General features: G+C 48.8%; 17 protein-coding genes. 14 read left to right on the top strand and 3 right to left on the bottom strand.

The features are described 5' to 3' along the window. Nucleotides 1-120 precede the first annotated feature (120 nt). From AC1DF0_RS16340 to AC1DF0_RS16305, 8 genes are all read left to right on the top strand, one after another. Complete coding sequence (locus AC1DF0_RS16340; protein ID WP_442049291.1) at nucleotides 121-1,020, top strand: hypothetical protein; 900 nt, start codon at nucleotides 121-123, stop codon at nucleotides 1,018-1,020. A gap of 1 nt (nucleotide 1,021) precedes the next feature. Next, nucleotides 1,022-5,341, top strand: coding sequence for a DUF4062 domain-containing protein (locus AC1DF0_RS16335; protein WP_477574626.1), 4,320 nt, complete (start codon nucleotides 1,022-1,024; stop codon nucleotides 5,339-5,341). 11 nt (nucleotides 5,342-5,352) lie between these two features. Then, entirely contained in the window at nucleotides 5,353-7,056 is a 1,704-nt protein-coding gene (locus AC1DF0_RS16330) for a hypothetical protein (protein ID WP_477574625.1), read from the top strand. A gap of 34 nt (nucleotides 7,057-7,090) precedes the next feature. Then, nucleotides 7,091-7,861, top strand: a complete 771-nt coding sequence (locus AC1DF0_RS16325) for a CBS domain-containing protein (protein ID WP_477574624.1) — start codon at nucleotides 7,091-7,093, stop codon at nucleotides 7,859-7,861. A 52-nt stretch (nucleotides 7,862-7,913) separates the two neighbouring features. After that, nucleotides 7,914-8,198, top strand: coding sequence for a RyR domain-containing protein (locus tag AC1DF0_RS16320; RefSeq protein WP_442049287.1), 285 nt, complete (start codon nucleotides 7,914-7,916; stop codon nucleotides 8,196-8,198). A 206-nt stretch (nucleotides 8,199-8,404) separates the two neighbouring features. Beyond that, complete coding sequence (locus AC1DF0_RS16315; protein WP_477574623.1) at nucleotides 8,405-8,890, top strand: hypothetical protein; 486 nt, start codon at nucleotides 8,405-8,407, stop codon at nucleotides 8,888-8,890. Further along, complete coding sequence (locus tag AC1DF0_RS16310) at nucleotides 8,871-9,053, top strand: hypothetical protein (RefSeq protein ID WP_337099311.1); 183 nt, start codon at nucleotides 8,871-8,873, stop codon at nucleotides 9,051-9,053. Before AC1DF0_RS16315 ends, AC1DF0_RS16310 begins: the two co-directional genes overlap by 20 nt. A gap of 633 nt (nucleotides 9,054-9,686) precedes the next feature. Continuing rightward, nucleotides 9,687-11,318: a DHA2 family efflux MFS transporter permease subunit gene (locus tag AC1DF0_RS16305; protein ID WP_475821275.1), complete on the top strand. Its 1,632-nt coding sequence runs from the start codon at nucleotides 9,687-9,689 to the stop codon at nucleotides 11,316-11,318. Between the two features lie 86 nt (nucleotides 11,319-11,404). Here the strand turns inward: AC1DF0_RS16305 and AC1DF0_RS16300 are convergent, their stop codons facing one another. After that, nucleotides 11,405-11,863, bottom strand: a complete 459-nt coding sequence (locus AC1DF0_RS16300; RefSeq protein WP_442049283.1) for a MarR family winged helix-turn-helix transcriptional regulator — start codon at nucleotides 11,861-11,863, stop codon at nucleotides 11,405-11,407. Nucleotides 11,864-12,007: 144 nt separating this feature from the next. On the opposite strand from AC1DF0_RS16300, the gene AC1DF0_RS16295 reads away from it, so the two are divergent. Together AC1DF0_RS16295 and AC1DF0_RS16290 are read left to right on the top strand one after the other, a co-directional pair. Beyond that, a complete protein-coding gene (locus tag AC1DF0_RS16295; RefSeq protein ID WP_442049282.1) occupies nucleotides 12,008-12,445 on the top strand; it encodes a MarR family winged helix-turn-helix transcriptional regulator in 438 nt (145 codons plus the stop codon). Between the two features lies 1 nt (nucleotide 12,446). After that, nucleotides 12,447-13,199: a GTP pyrophosphokinase gene (locus AC1DF0_RS16290; protein ID WP_477574622.1), complete on the top strand. Its 753-nt coding sequence runs from the start codon at nucleotides 12,447-12,449 to the stop codon at nucleotides 13,197-13,199. 15 nt (nucleotides 13,200-13,214) lie between these two features. Here the strand turns inward: AC1DF0_RS16290 and AC1DF0_RS16285 are convergent, their stop codons facing one another. Then, nucleotides 13,215-14,114, bottom strand: coding sequence for a LysR family transcriptional regulator (locus AC1DF0_RS16285; RefSeq protein WP_477574621.1), 900 nt, complete (start codon nucleotides 14,112-14,114; stop codon nucleotides 13,215-13,217). Nucleotides 14,115-14,236: 122 nt separating this feature from the next. Between AC1DF0_RS16285 and AC1DF0_RS16280 the strand changes: the two genes are divergently transcribed. Next, a complete protein-coding gene (locus AC1DF0_RS16280; protein ID WP_442049333.1) occupies nucleotides 14,237-15,331 on the top strand; it encodes a branched-chain amino acid aminotransferase in 1,095 nt (364 codons plus the stop codon). Between the two features lie 107 nt (nucleotides 15,332-15,438). On the opposite strand, the gene AC1DF0_RS16275 is transcribed toward AC1DF0_RS16280, so the two are convergent. Further along, on the bottom strand, nucleotides 15,439-16,278 hold the full coding sequence (locus AC1DF0_RS16275) for a helix-turn-helix transcriptional regulator (RefSeq protein WP_477574620.1): 840 nt from the start codon (nucleotides 16,276-16,278) through the stop codon (nucleotides 15,439-15,441). A gap of 126 nt (nucleotides 16,279-16,404) precedes the next feature. Here AC1DF0_RS16275 and AC1DF0_RS16270 point away from each other — a divergent pair, with 126 nt between their 5' ends. From AC1DF0_RS16270 to AC1DF0_RS16260, 3 genes are all read left to right on the top strand, one after another. After that, nucleotides 16,405-17,406, top strand: coding sequence for a Gfo/Idh/MocA family protein (locus tag AC1DF0_RS16270; protein ID WP_477574619.1), 1,002 nt, complete (start codon nucleotides 16,405-16,407; stop codon nucleotides 17,404-17,406). Nucleotides 17,407-17,430: 24 nt separating this feature from the next. Further along, nucleotides 17,431-18,369, top strand: coding sequence for an aldo/keto reductase (locus AC1DF0_RS16265; RefSeq protein WP_442049277.1), 939 nt, complete (start codon nucleotides 17,431-17,433; stop codon nucleotides 18,367-18,369). Between the two features lie 221 nt (nucleotides 18,370-18,590). After that, entirely contained in the window at nucleotides 18,591-19,679 is a 1,089-nt protein-coding gene (locus AC1DF0_RS16260; RefSeq protein WP_477574618.1) for an LLM class flavin-dependent oxidoreductase, read from the top strand. Nucleotides 19,680-19,681 lie beyond the last annotated feature (2 nt).

Here is a 19,681-nt window from a genome sequence, read left to right as displayed (position 1 = left end):
TGATGCTTTAGCATCATCCATGGCAGCCGTTTTCTGATCGTTGAAGCTGTAACCGTAGTGTAACGCTCTATTTCGTATACTATATAAATGAAGGATTGCGGGGGAGAGTCGAAGAGTCGGATGAATACGAACACTAATCTTTACTTTAATCGGATTGAGCTTGTAGGCGTACTTACCTACGTCCCTGGGCAGCCCATGCAGACGGGCAAACGTTTAATACATAGCATGAAGATGGAGGCAAAACGGCCTAACGGAGCCGTTGATGAGCTCGATCTTGTATGGTTCGACCGAAAGGATGTTCCATATAAGGCAGGGGATTCGGTACGGCTGGAAGGCGCGGTGATCAGCAGTGTTTATGATAGAAAGGGTTATAACGTAGATAAGCTATATCAAAGTGCAGTAGAGCACTACTATAATTTGTTTCGAGAATATCCGACTACGAGAGTTCCTGTGTCCGGCAAAGGGGAAATCATCGATTGGGATAAGCTCGTAAATCGCGGACTCATCCCTTTTATGCCTCATGATACGTTATTTCAGTCACAAGGGAATAAGCTTCGCGGTGAGGATGCCGAATACTTATACGAAGTTAACGAGCATTTGACGGTTACGAAGAAATCACCGCATACCGCTTGTCAGGTTATGGTGACTGCTATGCAGCCCGTGAAAGCGGATGATAACAGAGTGCAAAAAGGGGTCAATCAAGTCCATATTCAAGGACATATCAATAAAGTGATTTCATACTTTCCAGAACACGGGGCGCGGAAAATTCCATATTTGAACCTTGGGATAACCGTAAATGCACATGGCTTCAAAAGTTATTTGCATTTGACTTGCTGGGGAGAGATAGCTAAACGGAACGCAGATCTGATCGTTGGCGAGTTTGTGCAAATAAGAGGGCATCTGCACAAACGTTTCTATAACGTCAATGTGATGAAGAAGCGCAAAGAACAGCAATATACGAACTTCACTAGAGAGATATATGTCAACGAGCTGACACGGATTCCCAAAGGAGCGCACTAATATGACGGCTGCACGGAAGCAAGTGCAAGGTGCAAAAAGAGGCATCAGACTGTTCTTATCGTCGCCGTTTCTCGATATGGATGCGGAGCGTGACGAGCTGGTCACGAATATTTTTCCCGAATTAAGGAGTATATGCGCAAAGCGCGGTGTCGTGTGGAGCGAAGTAGACCTGCGATGGGGCATCCAAGAGGAGAAGATCCACGCTAAGGAAGTGCTGCCCATCTGTTTAAGTGAGATTGACAGCTGCATTCCGTTCTTCGTCGGTATACTCGGAGAGAGGTACGGCTCGTCGCATTCGTATCCGGAACATATTGTTCATCAATATCCGGAGCTGGCGCCTTATATGGACCGTTCGATAACGGAGATTGAGATTCGCCATGCGCTCTCGCAACCTTCCGTGCTCAGCAACGGCTTCTTCTACTTCCGCGATCCTGCGTTCCTGGAGACGGTTGCCGAAGATGAACTTTATAAATACGTAGAGCAAGTGCGGGGAGATGAAGTGCGCGACCTAGACGAAGCGCGAGCGAAAGAGCTGATGCTGGATCGGCAGAGCAAGCTTGCGCAGCTTAAACAAGATATTAAGGCCAGCGGCGTTACTTGCAGAGACGGCTTCCGAGACAGACAGGAGCTTGGACAATGGGTGAAACGTGATTTCATCCACCTTATTAATAGTTTGTTTCCCGAGGAGAAGCGAGCAGACGATGTAGAACGTGAACGGTACGAGCATGAGGTGAATGCCTTGAATCTCGTAAACGAAACGTTTATCAAAAACTCGCATTATTTCGAGGAGCTTGATCGCCTTGTGCTAGCAGAAGGCAAGTCTATCGTGGTGCACGGCATGTCGGGGCTGGGCAAGTCTGCGCTGCTTAGCAACTGGATGCATGAGAAGCTCGAGGAGCAGGCGGAAGGCAAGAGCTCGCTTCAAGGCATTGCTCATTTCGTCGGTCTCACGAGGAACAGTATGACCGCGCTCGGCACGGTGAAGAGGCTGATCGCCGAGATGAACGGTTTATTTGCGCTGCGCATCGACAATCCCATTCAAGCTGATCTCGTTAGAGATGCATTCTTAAGATGCCTAAATTCCGTCCCGGAGACGGAGAAGCTGCTGATTGTGATCGACGCGATTAACCAATTCGAAGATGCAGCAGACGAGGAGTTTTTCAGCTGGCTGCCGCTTGAAGTGCCGAACAACGTTCTGATCGTCGTTTCCAGTACAACCAATTGCGCGCCGAAGCACGACAAATGGAAGTCTCTCGAGATCGGGCCGCTCAATCGAGAACAGAAGGAACAGATCATTAATCAAGTGCTGACCGTAATGCACGGCAAATCGCTTGAACCGCGGGAGCATAAAGCGATTGTTGAATCGGTGCAAACGAATAATCCGTTGTTTTTGCGGGCTCTTCTGGAAGAAATAAGACTGATCGGAGATTCGCGAAGCAGGCTGCAGAACGAACTGGCTAATTATTTGCAAGCAGAGACGCCTGACGTTCTCTATGAACAAATATTGAGTCGTTTCGAGCGTGTGTATGACGAATGGATCGTTCCGGGCTTCGTAAAAAATACGCTGCTGCTGTTATGGTCTTCGCGTTCCGGCTTGCTTTACAGTGAGCTCAAGCACATATGGAGCCGCATCGGACACAAAATTCCGGATACGATATGGGCAACGTTCATGGTTGCGCTAGAGCCTTACTTGACGCATCGTTCCGGACCGCTTCGCATCTATCATATGTATATGCGGATCGCTGTTCAGAGGCGGTATGGCAGACAATCGCAAGATGTGTCGTATGCTCGAGGACAAATTATAAACTACTTCCAAAGCGAGATCGGGTTAGAAAATAAAGGCCGTCTCATTGACGAACTGCCTTGGCAATACATTCAAGCAAATGAGTGGGAGCTTCTCAAACATCAGTATCAGGATACGGACTTCCTGCTCGCAGCCTGGAACAAAGACGCCTATTATGTGAAGGAAGTATTATCGACGCTGGAGCAGAGGACGCTTCCTTGGGAGAATGCCGGCATCGAACAGGTAAAGCTGCCCTACATGTACAGCAATGTCATGTATAACAAAGCGGATTACGCCAAAGAGATTGTATTGCTTCTTGCAGAGCTTCTCGCCGACAGTTATCCCGATGAATCTCTTGCGTTATATTCGAATGCCGAAGATAGATATAGAGAAAGCAATGAACTGAAAACGTTACAGCACATTTTGTACAAGCAAGCGCTCATTCTGCAAGACCGCGGTAATTTTCCAGCATGTATGGAGAAGCTTGTCCTGCAAAAGGAAATTTGCTTAGCTAATGATTACGTTGACGGTTTGCAAAATTGTCTTGGACTCGAAGCCGGCGTGCTTAGTTCGCAAGGCCGTATGGAGGAAGCATACGAGCTGCTATCGAAGCAGCGGGAGCTTCTTGGCCGACTGGCAACTTTCGAAGGGCGCAAACAATACTTAATTCGCCGTGCGGAGATGAACCGGATTCGCTTTCGTTTGGATGAGGCTGCAGAGCAATTGAAGGAGCTGGAACAGCTCTGCCTGGCGACAGGCAATCGCGATGCGCTGCAGGAGTGTCTTGGCGAGCAAGTGTGGCTGCAGTTTGAAATCATCTATATCGGCAATAAGGAAGGGATCGACGCGGCGCTTCGCTTGCTCGATAGAAGAGAAGCGATTTGTTCTGAAATTGGACATCACCGGGGTTTATTGCAGACCTCGTTAATGCGTTCGGACCTTATGCGGCTGAAAGGCAATTATTATGAGGCAAGATATTCGGAGAAATATCAAATTCATATGAACCGCCAGTTGAAGAACGACTACTTGGAGCAGCAAGCTTATGGCGTTCATGCAGCGATTCTTTTCCACAGCGAGGTGGAGATTGCGAGAACTTCCGGCCGCTTCATACGGCATAATCGATGCAATCGAGCGCTCGAAATGCTTCGCAGCCGCGAGACGATCTGCAAGGAGTTGCAACTGTACGAGGAGCTTCAGGATACGTATGGAATGCAGGCAAGTATTCTATACCGCGGCATGCGCAACAAAGATGGCGTCGTCGAAGAGGCGTTGGAGAAGCGCGAGAAGCAGGAAAGCATATGCCGCAGCATTGGCTACACTATGGGGCTTCAACGAGCGTTGAAAGGCAAAGGCCTAATCTATGAGTATTTGAAAAACTACCCTGAATCGATTCGTACGTTCCAACAACAGATCGAAATTTTGCGCGAGTGCGGCATGGAGAATGGCAACCAGATGCAATATGCGCTGGGCAACTTGTCCAAAGTGTATATCCAGTTTTATAAGCAAGAGCCGGTCAAGGCTTATCTGCAACATGCGATTGCGAATTTGCAGGAGCAGGAAAGGATTAACGCGCTGCTCGATAATGGGAAAGGCGTATTATTCTCGCTCCTAAAGCAAGCGGAAGTGCTGGAGCTGCTGCATCGGCAGGAGGATGCGCTTGTTATTATCGACAGATATTTGCTTCTCTCCGAACAGAATAGGTGGGAGAACGAGCAGCGTACTGGCGAACAGTTCCGCCAGAAGCTGCTTGCGAGGATGAATGGGATAGAAAAAGCAGCTGCAGCGGCCGTCAACATTACCGCCCAAGGTGAGCCTGACGCTTCACCATTGTCGGAGGAAGAAGAAGCTTTGCTGGAGCGGATTGGAAGAACCGGACATTCAAGAGGGCGGAAACTTTATTCGGGAGAAGTAGAGTGGCATGTTATGCTTAAGCAGCTCAAGCTGCTAGAGAAGCGAGGACTTGTTTTGATCCATGTGAACAAGTACCAATCTATGCATACGAAGGGCGAATATAGGCATCTACTCTTCCAATTGACGGATATGGGGAGAGCGATATATTCGGAGAGATGGAGGCTGATTCCAGCCGACTCCGAATACGACCAGCTTGCAAGCAGTCCTTACGGAATTAAGTACCGGTATTTGCTGGCGGAGACAAAGGATAATTTGACTGCGTTAGGCTATGAACTGGATGTTTCAAAAGATGACAGGCTGATCCAACTTAACAAGGAGGATACCGGGTCGTTGCTATACATTGCGCTTGAGTCGGATACAGAGGCGGTTATGTTCCATTTGTTCGAGGATTGGTCGATGCGAGGAAGTAAACAGCCTCATTCTCTGCACGTGCTAAGTACGAATGATGAATTCATTTATAACCAAGTGATGCCTAGATTTTATAAGTGGCTCTTCAACAAATACGGACAATTGCGCGAACTCCAGGAGCAGTATATCGTGCAGATTATCCCCGTATCGTTCTCAATGAATCCAAGGCCGGAGAAGCTGCATACGCATGACGTACTAATACATGCCCATATGGAATAGGAGTAAGAAGAATGAATACGAGTGAGCTAACACCGCTATTGTTCGGAGTCAGCGGACATATTGATTTGTTCGAAGAGCATAAGCAGTTGCTAAGGGCAACCATAAGAGAACAACTGAGGCAATACCTCGAGAAGTATCCGCATACGCCGATCATTATGCTATCGCCGCTGGCTGCCGGAGCCGATCAGATCGCAGCCGAAGCGGCCATCGAGTTGCGGGACAGCGGACAGCCGGTGAAGCTGTATGTTCCGCTTCCGATGGCAGAAGCGTCCTATTTGGAGCTGTTTCAGGAGGAGCAATCCCGCGCAAGCTACTATTCGCTGCGGGACAAGGCCGACTATGTATACGTGCTGGACGAGCCTGCGATTAGCGCTGGAATGACGCTGCAGCCGGAGGATTATTACGGGCAGGTGTCGGACCATATTACGAAGTACTGCCATGTGCTGCTAGCACTCTGGGATGGCGTCGAGAGAGACGATCTGAAGGCGGGAACCTCTTATTCGGTTCGTAATATGCGCTACGGAATCGAGTCGGAGATAGCTGGCGCGAACAAGCTGCTCGATCCGGTAACGAGCGGGATCGTCATTCATATCCGCACGCCGCGTAAGTCCAATGGCAGCGTAAACGATAAAATAGCCGAGCCTGTTCCCATCTATCCGGCTAATTTTCAGGATGCGCAAATGACATTCGACCGCATCTTAACGAACATCGAAACATTCAACGAAGACATTCATTTGAAAGTGGCTCCCGATTCGGATGTTCGTGAAGCCATAGACAATCTATGTCCTGCAGGTCGCGTGCTCCCACCGATATTGGAATCGTTGGCGCTGAAGTATGCCGCTAGCGACAAAATGGCTGTCAGATTAAAAAATATGCGCAAAAAAGTATTCAAGATGCTTCTTATAACGGGGGTTCTGCTAGTCGCTTCCTATGAGCTGATGAGCCAGCTGCCTATTATCGTTATTGCGTACATCATATTGTTGGCTTGGGCCGGCTACAAGTATAAAGTAGGAAGGAAACGGGAGTATCATCGCAAGTATCTGGATTACCGCGCTTTATCCGAAGGTCTTCGCGTGCAGCTATTCTGGTATTTGGTAGGCGTCGATCAGGATGTATCGGACGTCTACTTGACGCAGCAGAGAAGCGAGATTGAATGGATATGCAGCGTTATACGGACGCAAAATTATTTGATCAAGGTACAGAAGGCGAGCAATCGGATCAAGGAATTTGAATGGGTGAAGGTTAAGTGGATCGAGGATCAGATCAGCTATTTCAATGGGTCCAAGGAAACGAAGAAGCGGGAGGGGAAGAGAGCCGCTCTGCAATCCGATTGGCTGTTTCTATCCGGCGTTGTGCTGATCGCATTGGTCTACATATGGAATGTGTTCGAAAGCCCGTTGGCGATGGAGACATGGGCGTCATGGCTAATGGTCCCCGCAGCTGTACTAGTAGCCGCCGGAATCGTGAGAACGGATTTCGATTCGCAAATGTCGGACAACTCGCTGTCGGGCGAGCATGCGCGGATGCATGTGCTTTTCACCTACGGCCTCAACAAGACGGAGCAATATTTGAATCCGAAGGACGGTTCATCGGCTAATGAAGCATCCGCCAGAGAAGTCATCTATAAGCTCGGCCAGGAATTACTTGACGAGAACGGCTCGTGGATTTATGTGAATCGGGAGAGAGACGTCAGATTGCCTATCGGCTTGAAATAGGAGTCGTTTAGAAGCATTTAGCAGGAGAGCGAGAGTGAATGACAGCGTGTCGAATACAATCATAGAGGGATCGACGTCCGCGAGTGAGCGATCAGAGCGATTCGAGGCAGCCTTCAATAAAATTCATCTGAAGCTGAAGCAGCTATGCGCCATGGACGGCAGTTTCGTTGAGCTCGTTGGCCGGGCTCAGCCTCGATATGCCATTATCCGCCAATATGCGGACGCATTACGCTCATTCGCGAAGCTTCGGAACGTCATTGTTCATGAGAAAATAAAACCTAACTATTATATAGCCGAGCCGCATGTGGAAATCGTACAACAGATCGAGAAAATATGCGATCAGCTCTGCGATCCGCCGGTAGCGATAAATATCGCATCGCGCAACGTCGTCGCTTTCGATGCAACCGACCCGCTCTCCCTTGTACTCGCAGAGATAAGCGATACTTCGTATTCGCAATATCCGGTTTACAAGGATTTCAAATTTTGCAAGCTTATTACCGCTGACGGAATCTTGAAATGGATGCATGCTGTCGTCGTTGACGGGTTGCTGGATCTGAATGGGGTAAAGCTCGATCATATTATGCCCTATGAGCTAAAACAGAATTGTCGGTTCGTTAGCAGAAGGACGAGCGTGTTCGAGCTGGAGGAGTTGTTCGAGGACTGTTACCACAGCGGAAACAAGATCGATGCGGTACTCGTAACCGAGAATGGACGAGAGCAAGAGGGGGTTCTTGGGATCGTGACGGCGTGGGATCTCATAAAGATCGATGAAGATTATTTGGACAAACGGTTGGCTGGCTATTAATATGGAGAAAATATGAATAGCAGTTTGCGAGCTTTGGAGGTTGAGAGAATTCATGGGATATAATCCGAAACCGATTGATACAAGCGGAGTAGAGCTGGGCGACGACATATTGGAACTGACGGAGAAGCTGGCTGAGAATACGCATGATGAGTGGGCTCTGCAGCGCATGTCGGACGGTTGGACGTTAGGCGCACAGCGAGACGACGTCAACAAGCTGCATCCAAGCCTTATTCCTTATGCAGATCTGACCGAGAGCGAGAAGGAATACGATCGTATTACAGCGTTAAAGACGCTGAAGGCGCTTATCGCCCTCGGTTATTCAATCCAGAAGAAGTAGCGGGAAGTTATAGTGAGAAGCGAACCGTATCCGCCTGGGATACGGTTTTTTTGTGCGCTTTCGCTGCGAAAAATTAGTTCTAATCGGGCGCGCAAACCGCTATAACTAAATAACATGGAGTAAAGCAGCGGCAATTGAAGGCAAGCGTGGCAACGTTGTTTTGGGGAAGGGAGAGAGGAGGAGTAGTTCTGGAGGACATTCGGAATTTGAACGATTTCCTTGCCGTGTTCGGGCTTCCTATCGCGATGAGTCTTATCGGGGGATTGATCGGACATTTTGTTAAAAATGGGATAGTCGAACTGCCGAAGTTCGTCATAGAATATGACGAGGAAGGGGCTAACTTCTCCAGCAGCAAGCTGATCCGCGCTGTACAGCGGCCGCTTCGCTTCCTCTTCTTTATGATTGGATACCGCAATGGCGGCAGCGCCAAAAAAAATATATTTTTTGACCTCGGCTTCCTTGGTGACCTGCTTATAGCCATCGGCACGGGCATCGTGGCGAAAAGCACGCTGGCCATGGCCAACACGGACAATATATATGCCGTTGTCAGCAGCTCCCTGCTGGCCGGCTATGCGGGATTGTCTTACTTGAAGGCGAAGCAAAGCAAGGAGATCGCCGATACGGTAATCGAGCAATTGGAAGTGGATCATAAGGGAAAGGAGGAGGGCGCGCGTGGCGAGAGCAACAGCTAAAGTAACGCCGGACGAGATGAAGCAGCTTAAGATGCTGGCCGAAATTGTGAAGAACCCTCAACTTCCAATGTCCGACAGAAGAATAGCGAAATCGCAATACGAGACAATTATCAAAAATGCGAAAGGTTTAAAACGCGGTATCATATCCTCATTTTCAATTTAATAGCTATGTAAGTCGTAAGCCGCTCCCTGGTGGGGCGGCTTTTTGCATGTTCTTTATTGACGCACGAACCTATGTTGGATTCTGGCAGTAACTTTCTGCAGTTTGGGTCATATTGGGAAGCTATAATGGACAATTGCAATAACTTTATCCTCCATGGCTTGGAATTAGCTCGTTTTGATCAAAGTTAGTGCTGATATCCAAGATAGCCTTCTAAACCTTTTCTATCGAACGAAGTTAATGCAGATATCCAATTTAGCTTATTCTACAAGTTCGGAAAAACCAATATTCAAAGGTATAAAAAGGAAATAAAATTTATGATCATACCTTCTGACAGTGATTCAGTCATTTCAGATATCGTGGATGAAATCATTGTTGCGCGTCTATGAAGTGGTGAGACAACTTTTATTAATAAAACGCTATATTTTTGAACCCCGCCCTGGCKGGGTTATTTTTTTGCGCAGCCAAACGAATCTCGTTCAACGCTCGTTCAAAAAACTTTCGAAATATGCCAGTTGTCTTAGTACTAAAATTGTTGTAAGATACATGGATAGGTAGGTAACCTAACTATTTAGTGGTAGTAATTTTACTGCTAAAGGGTAATATTAAATTATAAAAGCAAGGAGAGTAAACTTCATGGAGCAATTATCACAGAAGAAAAAAGTTACGATCATGATTGCGCTAATGGCCGCGATGTTCTTCGCCGCGATTAACCAAACGATCGTTAGTACGGCGATGCCGCGCATTATTGCGATGCTTGGCGGCATTGAGCACTATTCTTGGGTTATTACGATTTACATGCTTACCTCTACGATCGCAACCGTTCTGGTCGGCAAGCTATCCGATATTTATGGACGAAAACCGTTTCTGTTATTCGGTATCGTCATCTTTATGATCGGGGCATTTTTATCAGGAACGTCTACATCCATATTCCAAATGATTACTTACCGCGGTATTCAAGGTCTTGGCGGCGGTATTCTAATGTCCGCAACCGTAACTGCAGTCGGCGACTTGTTCGCACCGCGCGAACGTGCAAAATGGACCGGCATCATGATGGCCATCTTCGGCTTCTCCAGCGTTATTGGCCCGACTTTAGGCGGTTTCATGGTCGATCATATGGACTGGGAATGGATCTTCTGGATCTTCCTTCCGCTTGGTTTAGTCGCTTTCGTCATGATTATGAGAATGTTCCCTAAGACGGTACGGAAAACAACCGAACCGATCGACTATTGGGGCTCGCTCTTCTTGACTCTAATGATCGTTGCCTTGCTGCTTGGTTTCTCATGGGCAGGAACGAAATACGATTGGGGTTCGTTCGAAATTATCGGCTTAATGTCGTTGGCAGCTGTATTTCTCGTTATTCTGCTGCTTATTGAGCGTAAAGCGAAAAGCCCAGTCCTTCCGCTTGGAATGTTCAAGAACAGTATCGTAACCGTATCGAACGTCATCGGCTTCTTGATGAACGCAGGTATGATGGGCGCTATGATGTACCTGCCGTTCTTTACGCAAGGCGTTCTCGGCTATTCGCCGACCACTTCCGGCTTTATCAATATGCCGATGTCGGTTGCGATGATCGTGCTTAGTACATTGTCCGGCCGCTGGATTTCCAAATCCGGCAAATACAAACGTTTTGCAATCGCCGGTATGCCATTCATGGTAGTTGGCATGCTGCTGATGGCGTACATGACGAACGTATGGATGGCTGTCGGAGCAATGGTCGTCTTCGGTATCGGCCTTGGCATCTCGATGCCGGTCTTCACGCTGACGGTTCAGAACGCGGTGGAACCAAGCCAGCTCGGGGTTGCTACAGGTACGGCTACGCTGTTCCGTAACATGGGCGGCACCATCGGTATCGCAGTGCTCGGCACTGTTATGAATTCGACAATGGCAGGTAAGCTGAAGGATGCCCTTGCTGCGGGCGAAGGTCCGGATCTGTCCAAAGTCGACCCTGAAGTGGCGAAAGAAATGGGAAGCTTCATGAACCCGCAATTGCTGCTTAATCAGCCGAAGCTGAAGGAGCTGCAACAATCGCTTCCGACAGAGGTTCACGATCTGTTCAATCAGACGATTGATTTTATTCGTAATGTTCTTAGCGATTCGCTAACTGTCGTCTTTTTATTCGGGATGTCACTGCTTATCGTTGCACTCGTTGCGGTGTTCTTCTTGAAGGAGATCCCTCTTCGTACATCGAATAACATGAAGGCCGCAGCAGCACCATCCGATGATAAAGCCAAAGATTTAACAAAAAAAGAGCCAGCTATTCAATAACTTGAATTAGCTGACTCATGAGGGGGGATTTCGAGTCGGCCAACGTGCCTATTCGAAATCCCTTTTTTCTCATTTGTATATTTTCCCTAGTTTTCCTGATGTCTGACTAGATCCAAATATTCGAAGACGTCATTCAGCAATCCGATTAATTGATCGCTTTGCTCCTTGCCGAGATGATCAATCAGACCAATAAACATTTCATGATATCGTTTTTTGGCTTCAACCGCGAGCAGCTCGCCCTTCTCGGTAAGCATGATTTCGGTAATCCGTCGATCATTATTGTCTGATTTACGGTAGACGTAGCCGCTTTCAATAAGGCTGTTCACCATTTGGGTAACGGTTGGCGAGGTTACTTGAAGACGTTTGCTTATATATTTAACGGTTGTCCCTCTGGAACCATTGACTGAACCATGCTTAACGCAGAGCAATACCCGCATTTCGCTCGCTTTGAGACCTAAAATCGTCTTCTTGCGCCAGTCGGCCTTGCCGAAGCGTTGAAATATATCGATTAATTTTTCGACATTTTCGTATTTATCGATACTCATTACAATCACCTCGGATGATGGAATATAGAAAGGCTAACAAGAACGTTGCCAAGGTCATTATAGATATTTTGTGCCAAAATAGTCAACAAAACTTAATCCTCGTTACGGCATTTGAGTGTTAAAATAAATAAGTGAGGTGTAATAATGAGCAATTATGAAGAGTGGTTGTCACTATCGCCCTTATTGAAGAGCACGTACAAGAAGCTAAAAGCCGAATGGTATAAAGGCGTTGATGATTCGTTTTCCATAAGCCAAATTCGGATGATGCAGCATTTGAGCAGGACGAGTCCAATAAAATCGACGGATTTAGCTGAGATGCTGTGTGTGACCGCAGGCGCAGTAACGCTAATGGGAGACAAGCTCTATGAACGCGGTCTAATTGACCGATATCGAGGCGAGCAGGATCGAAGAGTTGTTTATATTGCTATAACGGAGCAAGGCAAGCAATACATTTCCTCCTTCCGGGCCAATGACGAGCAGCTTATTAAGATTATAGCGGAACGTATAACGGAGAAGGATATGCATGAGCTTAAGCGAATCATCTTGCTGTTGAACGAAAGTTTGGAAGGGGATTATCAGTAGGATGGACCAAATGCTAATGATTAAAGACTTGAAGACACAAATGACTCGGTTCATGATGATGTATAAGTTCGCGCTTAGCGAGCTGGAGACAAGAATTGAAATTTTGCAGGAAGAATTCCATTTGCTTCATGAATATAATCCGATTGAGAATACAAAATCGCGGCTGAAGTCTCCAAAAAGTATTTTCGAGAAGCTGTATCGGAAGCAGACAGGGCTGAGCTTAACTAGCATTCGCAACAGTATTCGGGATATTGCCGGCATGCGCATTACATGCTCGTTTATCTCCGATATCTATCGGATCAGCGATATGCTTCGTAATCAGTCGGACCTGAATATCGTTGAGGTCAAGGACTATATTAAGGAACCAAAGCCGAATGGCTACCAAAGCTTGCATTTGATCATTGAAGTGCCTGTATACATTTCGGACCGCCGAGAAAATGTGTTCGTCGAGGTACAGATTCGCACGATTGCGATGGACTTCTGGGCAAGTTTGGAGCACAAAATTTTTTATAAATATAATCAGGAAATTCCCGAGCGCCTGTTGAACGAGCTTCGCGAAGCGGCTGTCTCCGCCTCGGCTCTCGATCATAAGATGGAACGTCTGCATGATGAGATCGAGGCAATCAAGGAAGAGCAGGACAATGATTTCAGCGACGAGCTACTTCAACTGCTGATGAATAATAACAAGCAATTAGGCCAGATCGGCTTGCCTAACGTGCTTGCGGAATTCCTCGACGACCAGTTTACGAAGTAGTCGGCTGCTAGCCGTTTAGCTATTGTCGGGACGGAAGCTGTCGATAAAATATTGCGCGCGCTTCGGAAGGTAGCGATCGTTCAGCCATAAGATGCCTACACCGGATTGGAAGTCTGCATCCTCGATCCGAAGCATAGTAACGACATCGGACGGGAAGGAAGACAAGACAGACTTCGGAAATACAGTTGCGCCGATACCGGTGGCGATTAGTGACATAATAATAGCGACGCTGGAGCATTCGCATATAATATTAGGCTCGAAGCCATGGCGTCGGCATTCATTGACGACCTGCTCGTGCATTCGAAGCGTTTTGTCCGTCTTGAKGGTCAGGAACGGGAACTGGGCAATCTCCGCCATGTTGATCGATCTGCGGCTCGCGAGCGACGTCCAAGCGCTTGGAATGACGACTACGAACGGATCTGAAGGGAGCGGGAGAACGGTATAATCGCTCACGATCGACTGTGCTTCGAACGGCAGACGCGCAACGATTAGATCAATCGCACCTTTCTCAAGCTGCTCGCCAAGGTAGAAGTGATCGCCCTCGAGTATTTTGTAGGTCACTTGGGGGTAGCGTTCCCGATAACGCTCGATCTGCTTCGGCAGCAGCGAGATGCAGGATACGACGGAGCCGATGGACAAGACGCCGCGAGCGCCTTCCTCCGTTTCTTGCACTTCGCGGATCGCGCCGTCGAATTGGAGCAAGAGCGATTCCGCTTTTTCCAGCAGCAGCTGCCCGGCGTCGGTGAGCTTAAGTCCTTTGCCGCTGCGGTCGAACAGCGTTACGCCAAGCTCTTCTTCGATGAGCTTAAGCTGGCGGCTAAGAGGAGGCTGCTCCATATTAAGCCTTTTGGCGGCGCGCGTAATTTGCCCTTCTTCGGCAATCGCAACGAAATATTTGAGCTGGCGCATATCCATGGGGCATCCCTCACTGTCTCATACCTTTAAGGTATGGGGTTTGTATAAAATAGATATTTTAAATATATCGCATGAAGTGTTAGCATTCAATTAACAGCCCTAAAAAAAAGGAGAGTTGCATGATGTTAGAAGGTTTGCAAATCGAGCGCACAACGACAAAGAAGGCTAAGCCTCCGGAGTCAAAGCTAGGATTCGGCAATTATTATACAGATCATATGTTTATCATGAATTACGAAGAGGGCAAAGGGTGGTTCAACCCGCGCGTAGTACCTTACCAACCGATCGTACTTGATCCGGCAGCGAAGGTGTTCCACTATGGCCAGACGATATTCGAAGGTTTGAAAGCGTACCGTACGAAGGACGGCCGCGTGCAATTGTTCAGACCGCACAACAACTTCCTGCGGATGAACCGTTCCAACGAGCGTCTGAGCGTTCCCGAGATTAATCCGGATGTTGCTGTTGAAGCGCTTAAACAGTTGATCCAAGTCGATATAGACTGGATTCCTTTCGAGGAAGGCAATTCGCTCTATATTCGTCCGTACGTAATTGCTACGCAAGCTCAGCTAGGAGTTGCACCATCGACTGAATATCAATTCCTGATCATCATGTCGCCGGTAGGGGCGTATTATCCGGAGGGCGTGAACCCGGTTAAGATCTACGTTGAGTCTGATTACGTTCGCTCGGTGAAGGGCGGCGTCGGTGAAGCGAAGACGGCAGGCAACTATGCGGCTGGCCTTAAAGCGCAAGAGATCGCTAAGGAGAAAGGTTATACGCAAGTGCTTTGGCTGGACGGCGTTCACCGTAAGTATATCGAGGAAGTAGGCAGTATGAACGTCTTCTTCAAGATCGATGGCGTTATTCATACACCAGCGCTTAGCGGCAGTATCCTAGACGGTATTACGCGCAACTCGATTATTCACCTGCTGAGACATTGGGGTTATGAGGTTCAAGAACGCGCGATTGAAATCGGCGAGCTGTACGAAGCGAGCAAGCAAGGCAAGCTGGAGGAAGCGTTCGGTACAGGTACGGCTGCTGTTATTTCTCCAATCGGAGAGCTGAACTGGCAGGACGAAGTGCTTGTCATTAATAACGGCAAGACGGGCGAGCTTTCGCAGAAGCTGTACGATACGCTAACAGGAATCCAAAAGGGCGAGCTTGAAGATCCGTTCGGGTGGATGATCGAAGCAGCTGTATTCGATTCGCAATTGGCGAAATAATATAAAGAAAAACAAGAAAGGCTTTCCTACGGGTCGGAGATCAAGCGACCTTGCAGGAAAGCCTTTTTGTTATGCGGCGGCGTTGGGCTGTAAGTGCAAATATGCGCTTACATGCCGAACAGCTGTCGATAAGCCGTCGGCGTCATGCCCTCATGCTCGATGAAGCGTTTGTTGAAATAGCTGACGCTCGGGTAGCCTGCATCTTGGGCGATTTGGCCGATGTTCGCCTCTTTGCGGTCGAGCAGCCATTGTTTGGCCATCTGCAGGCGGCACCTCGTTATGAAGTCCATCGGAGTCATCTTCATCGTGCTCTTGAACAGCTTGCAGAAGTAATGCGGCGTAACGCCGGCTCTCACGGCCCATTCTTCCAAGATGAACGGACGCATGGCTTCCTCCTGCATATACGGAAGCAGCTCCAATATCCGGTTGCCGGCCGAGCTCGCTTTGTTGCTGCCCGTCAGCGGCACCGCCTGCTCGGCGAACAGCGCGAGCAGCGTATAGGTCAATGTCGACAAGCGGATCGGATGCAGCATCCGATGTGTCTCCGCCTCCACGAGCAGCTCCATATGCGCCTGCTCCCAGCCCTTCGTCTGCCGCAGCGTCCATAGCTGGCTCTTGTGAAGTCCGCGTTCCAAGAAATAATCATGCACGCCGCTTCCGTAGAAGTGAACCCATCGTACGTCCCAAGGTTCATCTTTGCTGCTGTAATAATGCTGAGATTGCATCGGAAAGTAGAGGACGGCATCTCCTTGCGTGAGCTGATGCGTTTTTCCTTCCCATTCAACATACCCTTTGCCAGAGGCGACATAGTGAATATTGAAGGTGTTGTGCGCATCCGCCGCACGAATCGTATGATGCTCGGGATATTCACTGTATGCGCCTACCGATTCTGGCAGGCAAAAGTAAGGCGTCTGCGAAAGCGTAAGCAGATGGCTMTGGCGTTGCATGGTTATCAATCACCCCGATGACAATATTGTTTCAATTGCGTACAAAATAATATCATTTTAATTTTGATTTGATCGTCATATAATCACAATATAGTCGTAGTAAATATTCGATGAGGTGATTATAGCATGACCAGCAAAAAGTTAAAATGGGGTATCATGGGCTGTGCGGGGATTGCGAAACGCGCTGTCATTCCGGGATTGCAATTATCCGTTCTGAATGAAGCGGCGGCAATCGCTAGCCGTGATCTAGACAATGCGAAGCGGACTGCCGAAGAGCTGAACATACCTACCGCTTACGGCAGCTACGAGGAACTGCTCGCTGACGATTCGCTCGACGTTATCTACATTCCATTGCCGAACCATCTGCACCGTGAATGGACGATCCGCGCAGCGGAAGCGGGCAAGCATATCTTGTGCGAGAAGCCGCTCGCACTGAATGAGAAGGAAGCGGCAGAGATGGCGGAAGCTTGCGCCAAGGCCGGCGTGCTGTTGTCGGAAGCATTCATGTACCGTTATCACCCTCGTTATGCGATGATCAAAGACATTATCGCATCAAGCCAGATCGGCGAAGTAAGAGCGATTCGCAGCGCCTTCACCTTCAACAATGCCGGCGACAAGAAGAACGTGAGATACCGTAAGGATTGGGGCGGCGGCTCGATCTATGATGTGGGCTGTTATCCGATCAATGCAGCAAGGCTGCTGCTCGGCCAAGAGCCGCAAGCGGTTACAGTACAAGCTTTGTTCTCACAGGAGCATGACGATGTCGATATGATGGCGTCCGGCCTCATTGAATTCGACAACGCGGTATCGCTTAGCTTTGATTGCGGCATGTGGGCAGCGTTCCGCAATCCGCTGGAAGTGCTCGGCTCGGAAGGCATTATCGAGGTGCCAAGCGCCTACGTTACGCCTAACCCGGGAAGCGGCAATTTCTTCGTCACTGCTCAAGGCGAACGCAAAGAAATCGAGGTTCCTCATGTAAATGCTTACACGGAACAGGCGGATCACTTGGCACGCGCAATTGCTGGAGATTCTGCGATGCGCTTCGATACAGTGGACGCTCTTGCGAATATGAGAGTCATTGATGCTTGCCTAGAATCAGCGCGTACGCGCTCTAGAATTACTATCTAATGAAGAGAGAGGATGGAGATATAGATGGAATACATTACAATTCAAGGCGCTAAGAAGCCGGTCTCGCGGCTTATGAAAGGCTCGGACTACTTCTTCCATCATTCATATGAGAAGGCGGCTGCCAACTTAGACGCTTATCTGGCTATCGGCGGCAACTCGATTGATACGGCGCATATTTATTGCGGCGGACAGAGCGAGGAAGTCATTGGCCGTTATATGAGCGAACGCGGTAATCGGGAGCAGATCGTCGTATTGACGAAAGGCGCCCATCATGATCAATCCGGCCCGCGCGTTAGCAAGGAAGCGATCGCCGCAGATCTGAAGGATAGCTTGAGAAAGCTGCAAACGGACTACATCGACTTGTATGCCCTGCATCGAGATGACCCGTCTATTCCTGTCAGCGTCATTATCGACGCGTTGAACGAGCATGTTGCCGCAGGCGTAGTACAAGCAATCGGCGTATCGAACTGGACTTGGCAGCGTATTGAGGAAGCAAACCGCTACGCAGCGGATCGCGGACTAGTAGGGTTCACGTTCAGCAGTCCTAATCTAAGCCTTGCCAAAGCGAACGAGCCGTTCTGGTCGGGCTGCGTATCGGCAGATGAGGAAACTTGCGCATGGCACGAAGCTAATCAGTTGCCTTTGCTATCGTGGTCGTCGCAAGCCAGAGGGTTCTTCACGGGCAGATTCTCTCCGGAAGTGCGTGACAATGCCGATCTAGTAAGGGTGTTCTACAGCGACGACAACTGGGAGCGGCTTGAGCGCGCGAAGCAGCTTGCAGCAGACAAGGGCGTTAGTGCGATTCAGATCGCCCTCGCTTACGTGCTTAATCAATCGTTCCCGACCTGCGCCTTGATCGGCGCTCAATCGACGGAAGAACTGCAATCCTGTGACGAAGGTTCGCTTATTAAGCTGACGAAGGCTGAGATGGACTGGCTGGATCTGACGAAACAGACGGTATAACAGGCTGCAAGACTAAAGATTAAACCATTCAGAACGTTTCTTTTGACTTCATTATTCATGGAGTCAAGAGGAACGTTCTTTATTTTACAACGAAGCAGGTTTGACGGTATTCAATAACTTATGTATGATTACTTACATAAAGTAACTGCGTTAGCGGGCTTGATGAAAGCTGCATAAATAGGGAAATATAGAACGTTGAACACTATTAGGGGGAAAGGCAGATGCTCAGTCACGAGAAGGTAAAGGCAAATAATGGGACAGATTTCGAATTCGGTATATATACATTAGGAGATTTGGCTGCTGATCCTCATACGGGCAGGTCACTATCCGCAGCACAGAGGATCAAGGAGGTGCTTGCAGCGGCTAAGCTAGCCGATGATGCAGGGCTCGACGTATTTGGCGTTGGAGAGCATCATAGGCTTGATTTTGCGATTACGTCGCCGCCCGTATTGTTGGCAGCTATTGCGCAGGCTACCAAACGCATTCGTCTGACCAGCGCAACGACAGTGCTTGGGACTGCGGACCCTGTAAGAGTATTCGAAGACTTCGCCACGCTTGATCTATTGTCGGAGGGACGTGCAGAGATMATTGCAGGACGAGGAGCATACGTGGAATCATTTCCATTGTTTGGTTATGAACTGGATGACTATAAAGAGTTGTTCACGGAGAAAATGGACCTGTTGTTGGAGCTCGGCGAGCATGAGCGAATTACGTGGAACGGCGAGCTTCGATCTTCGCTGGATGACGCCGAGATTGCACCGAGGCCCTTCCAGCCGAAGATGCCGATATGGATAGGCGTTGGCGGAACGCCTTCGAGCGCGCAGACGGCTGGCAAGCTGGGCGTAGGGATGGCACTAGCTATATTGGGCGGCGATCCGCAGCGTTTCCAGCATCTCGTTACAGCGTATAGGGAAGCTGCGCTTGAAGCGAAGTTTTCTGCGAAACACGCTAAAGTAGCGATAACGAGCCACGGTTTCATTGCTAAGACGTCCGAGCAGGCTATAGCTGATTATTATCCGTATTACGCGAATTATGTATATGAATTCATGGGCGGCCGCGAACGCGGAGAGAAAATAACGAAGCAGCAGTTCGAGCTGATGGCGGGACCAGATACGGCTCTAGCTGTAGGCAGTCCACAGCAGATCGTCGAGAAAATATTGGCGCAGCACGAGCTGTTCGGACATAACCGATATATGGTGCAGTTCGATATCGGCGGCCAGCCTTACGCGAAGGTTGCTGAAGCGATTGAGCTGCTGGCGACAGACGTTATGCCGGTTGTACGGAGAGAGCTCGGAAAGAAGCAGGGCTAGAA

Source organism: Paenibacillus sp. 05T425, from assembly GCF_056396205.1.
Note: the sequence above shows the minus strand (reverse complement) of the source record. Positions and strands in the feature narration are given on the sequence as shown.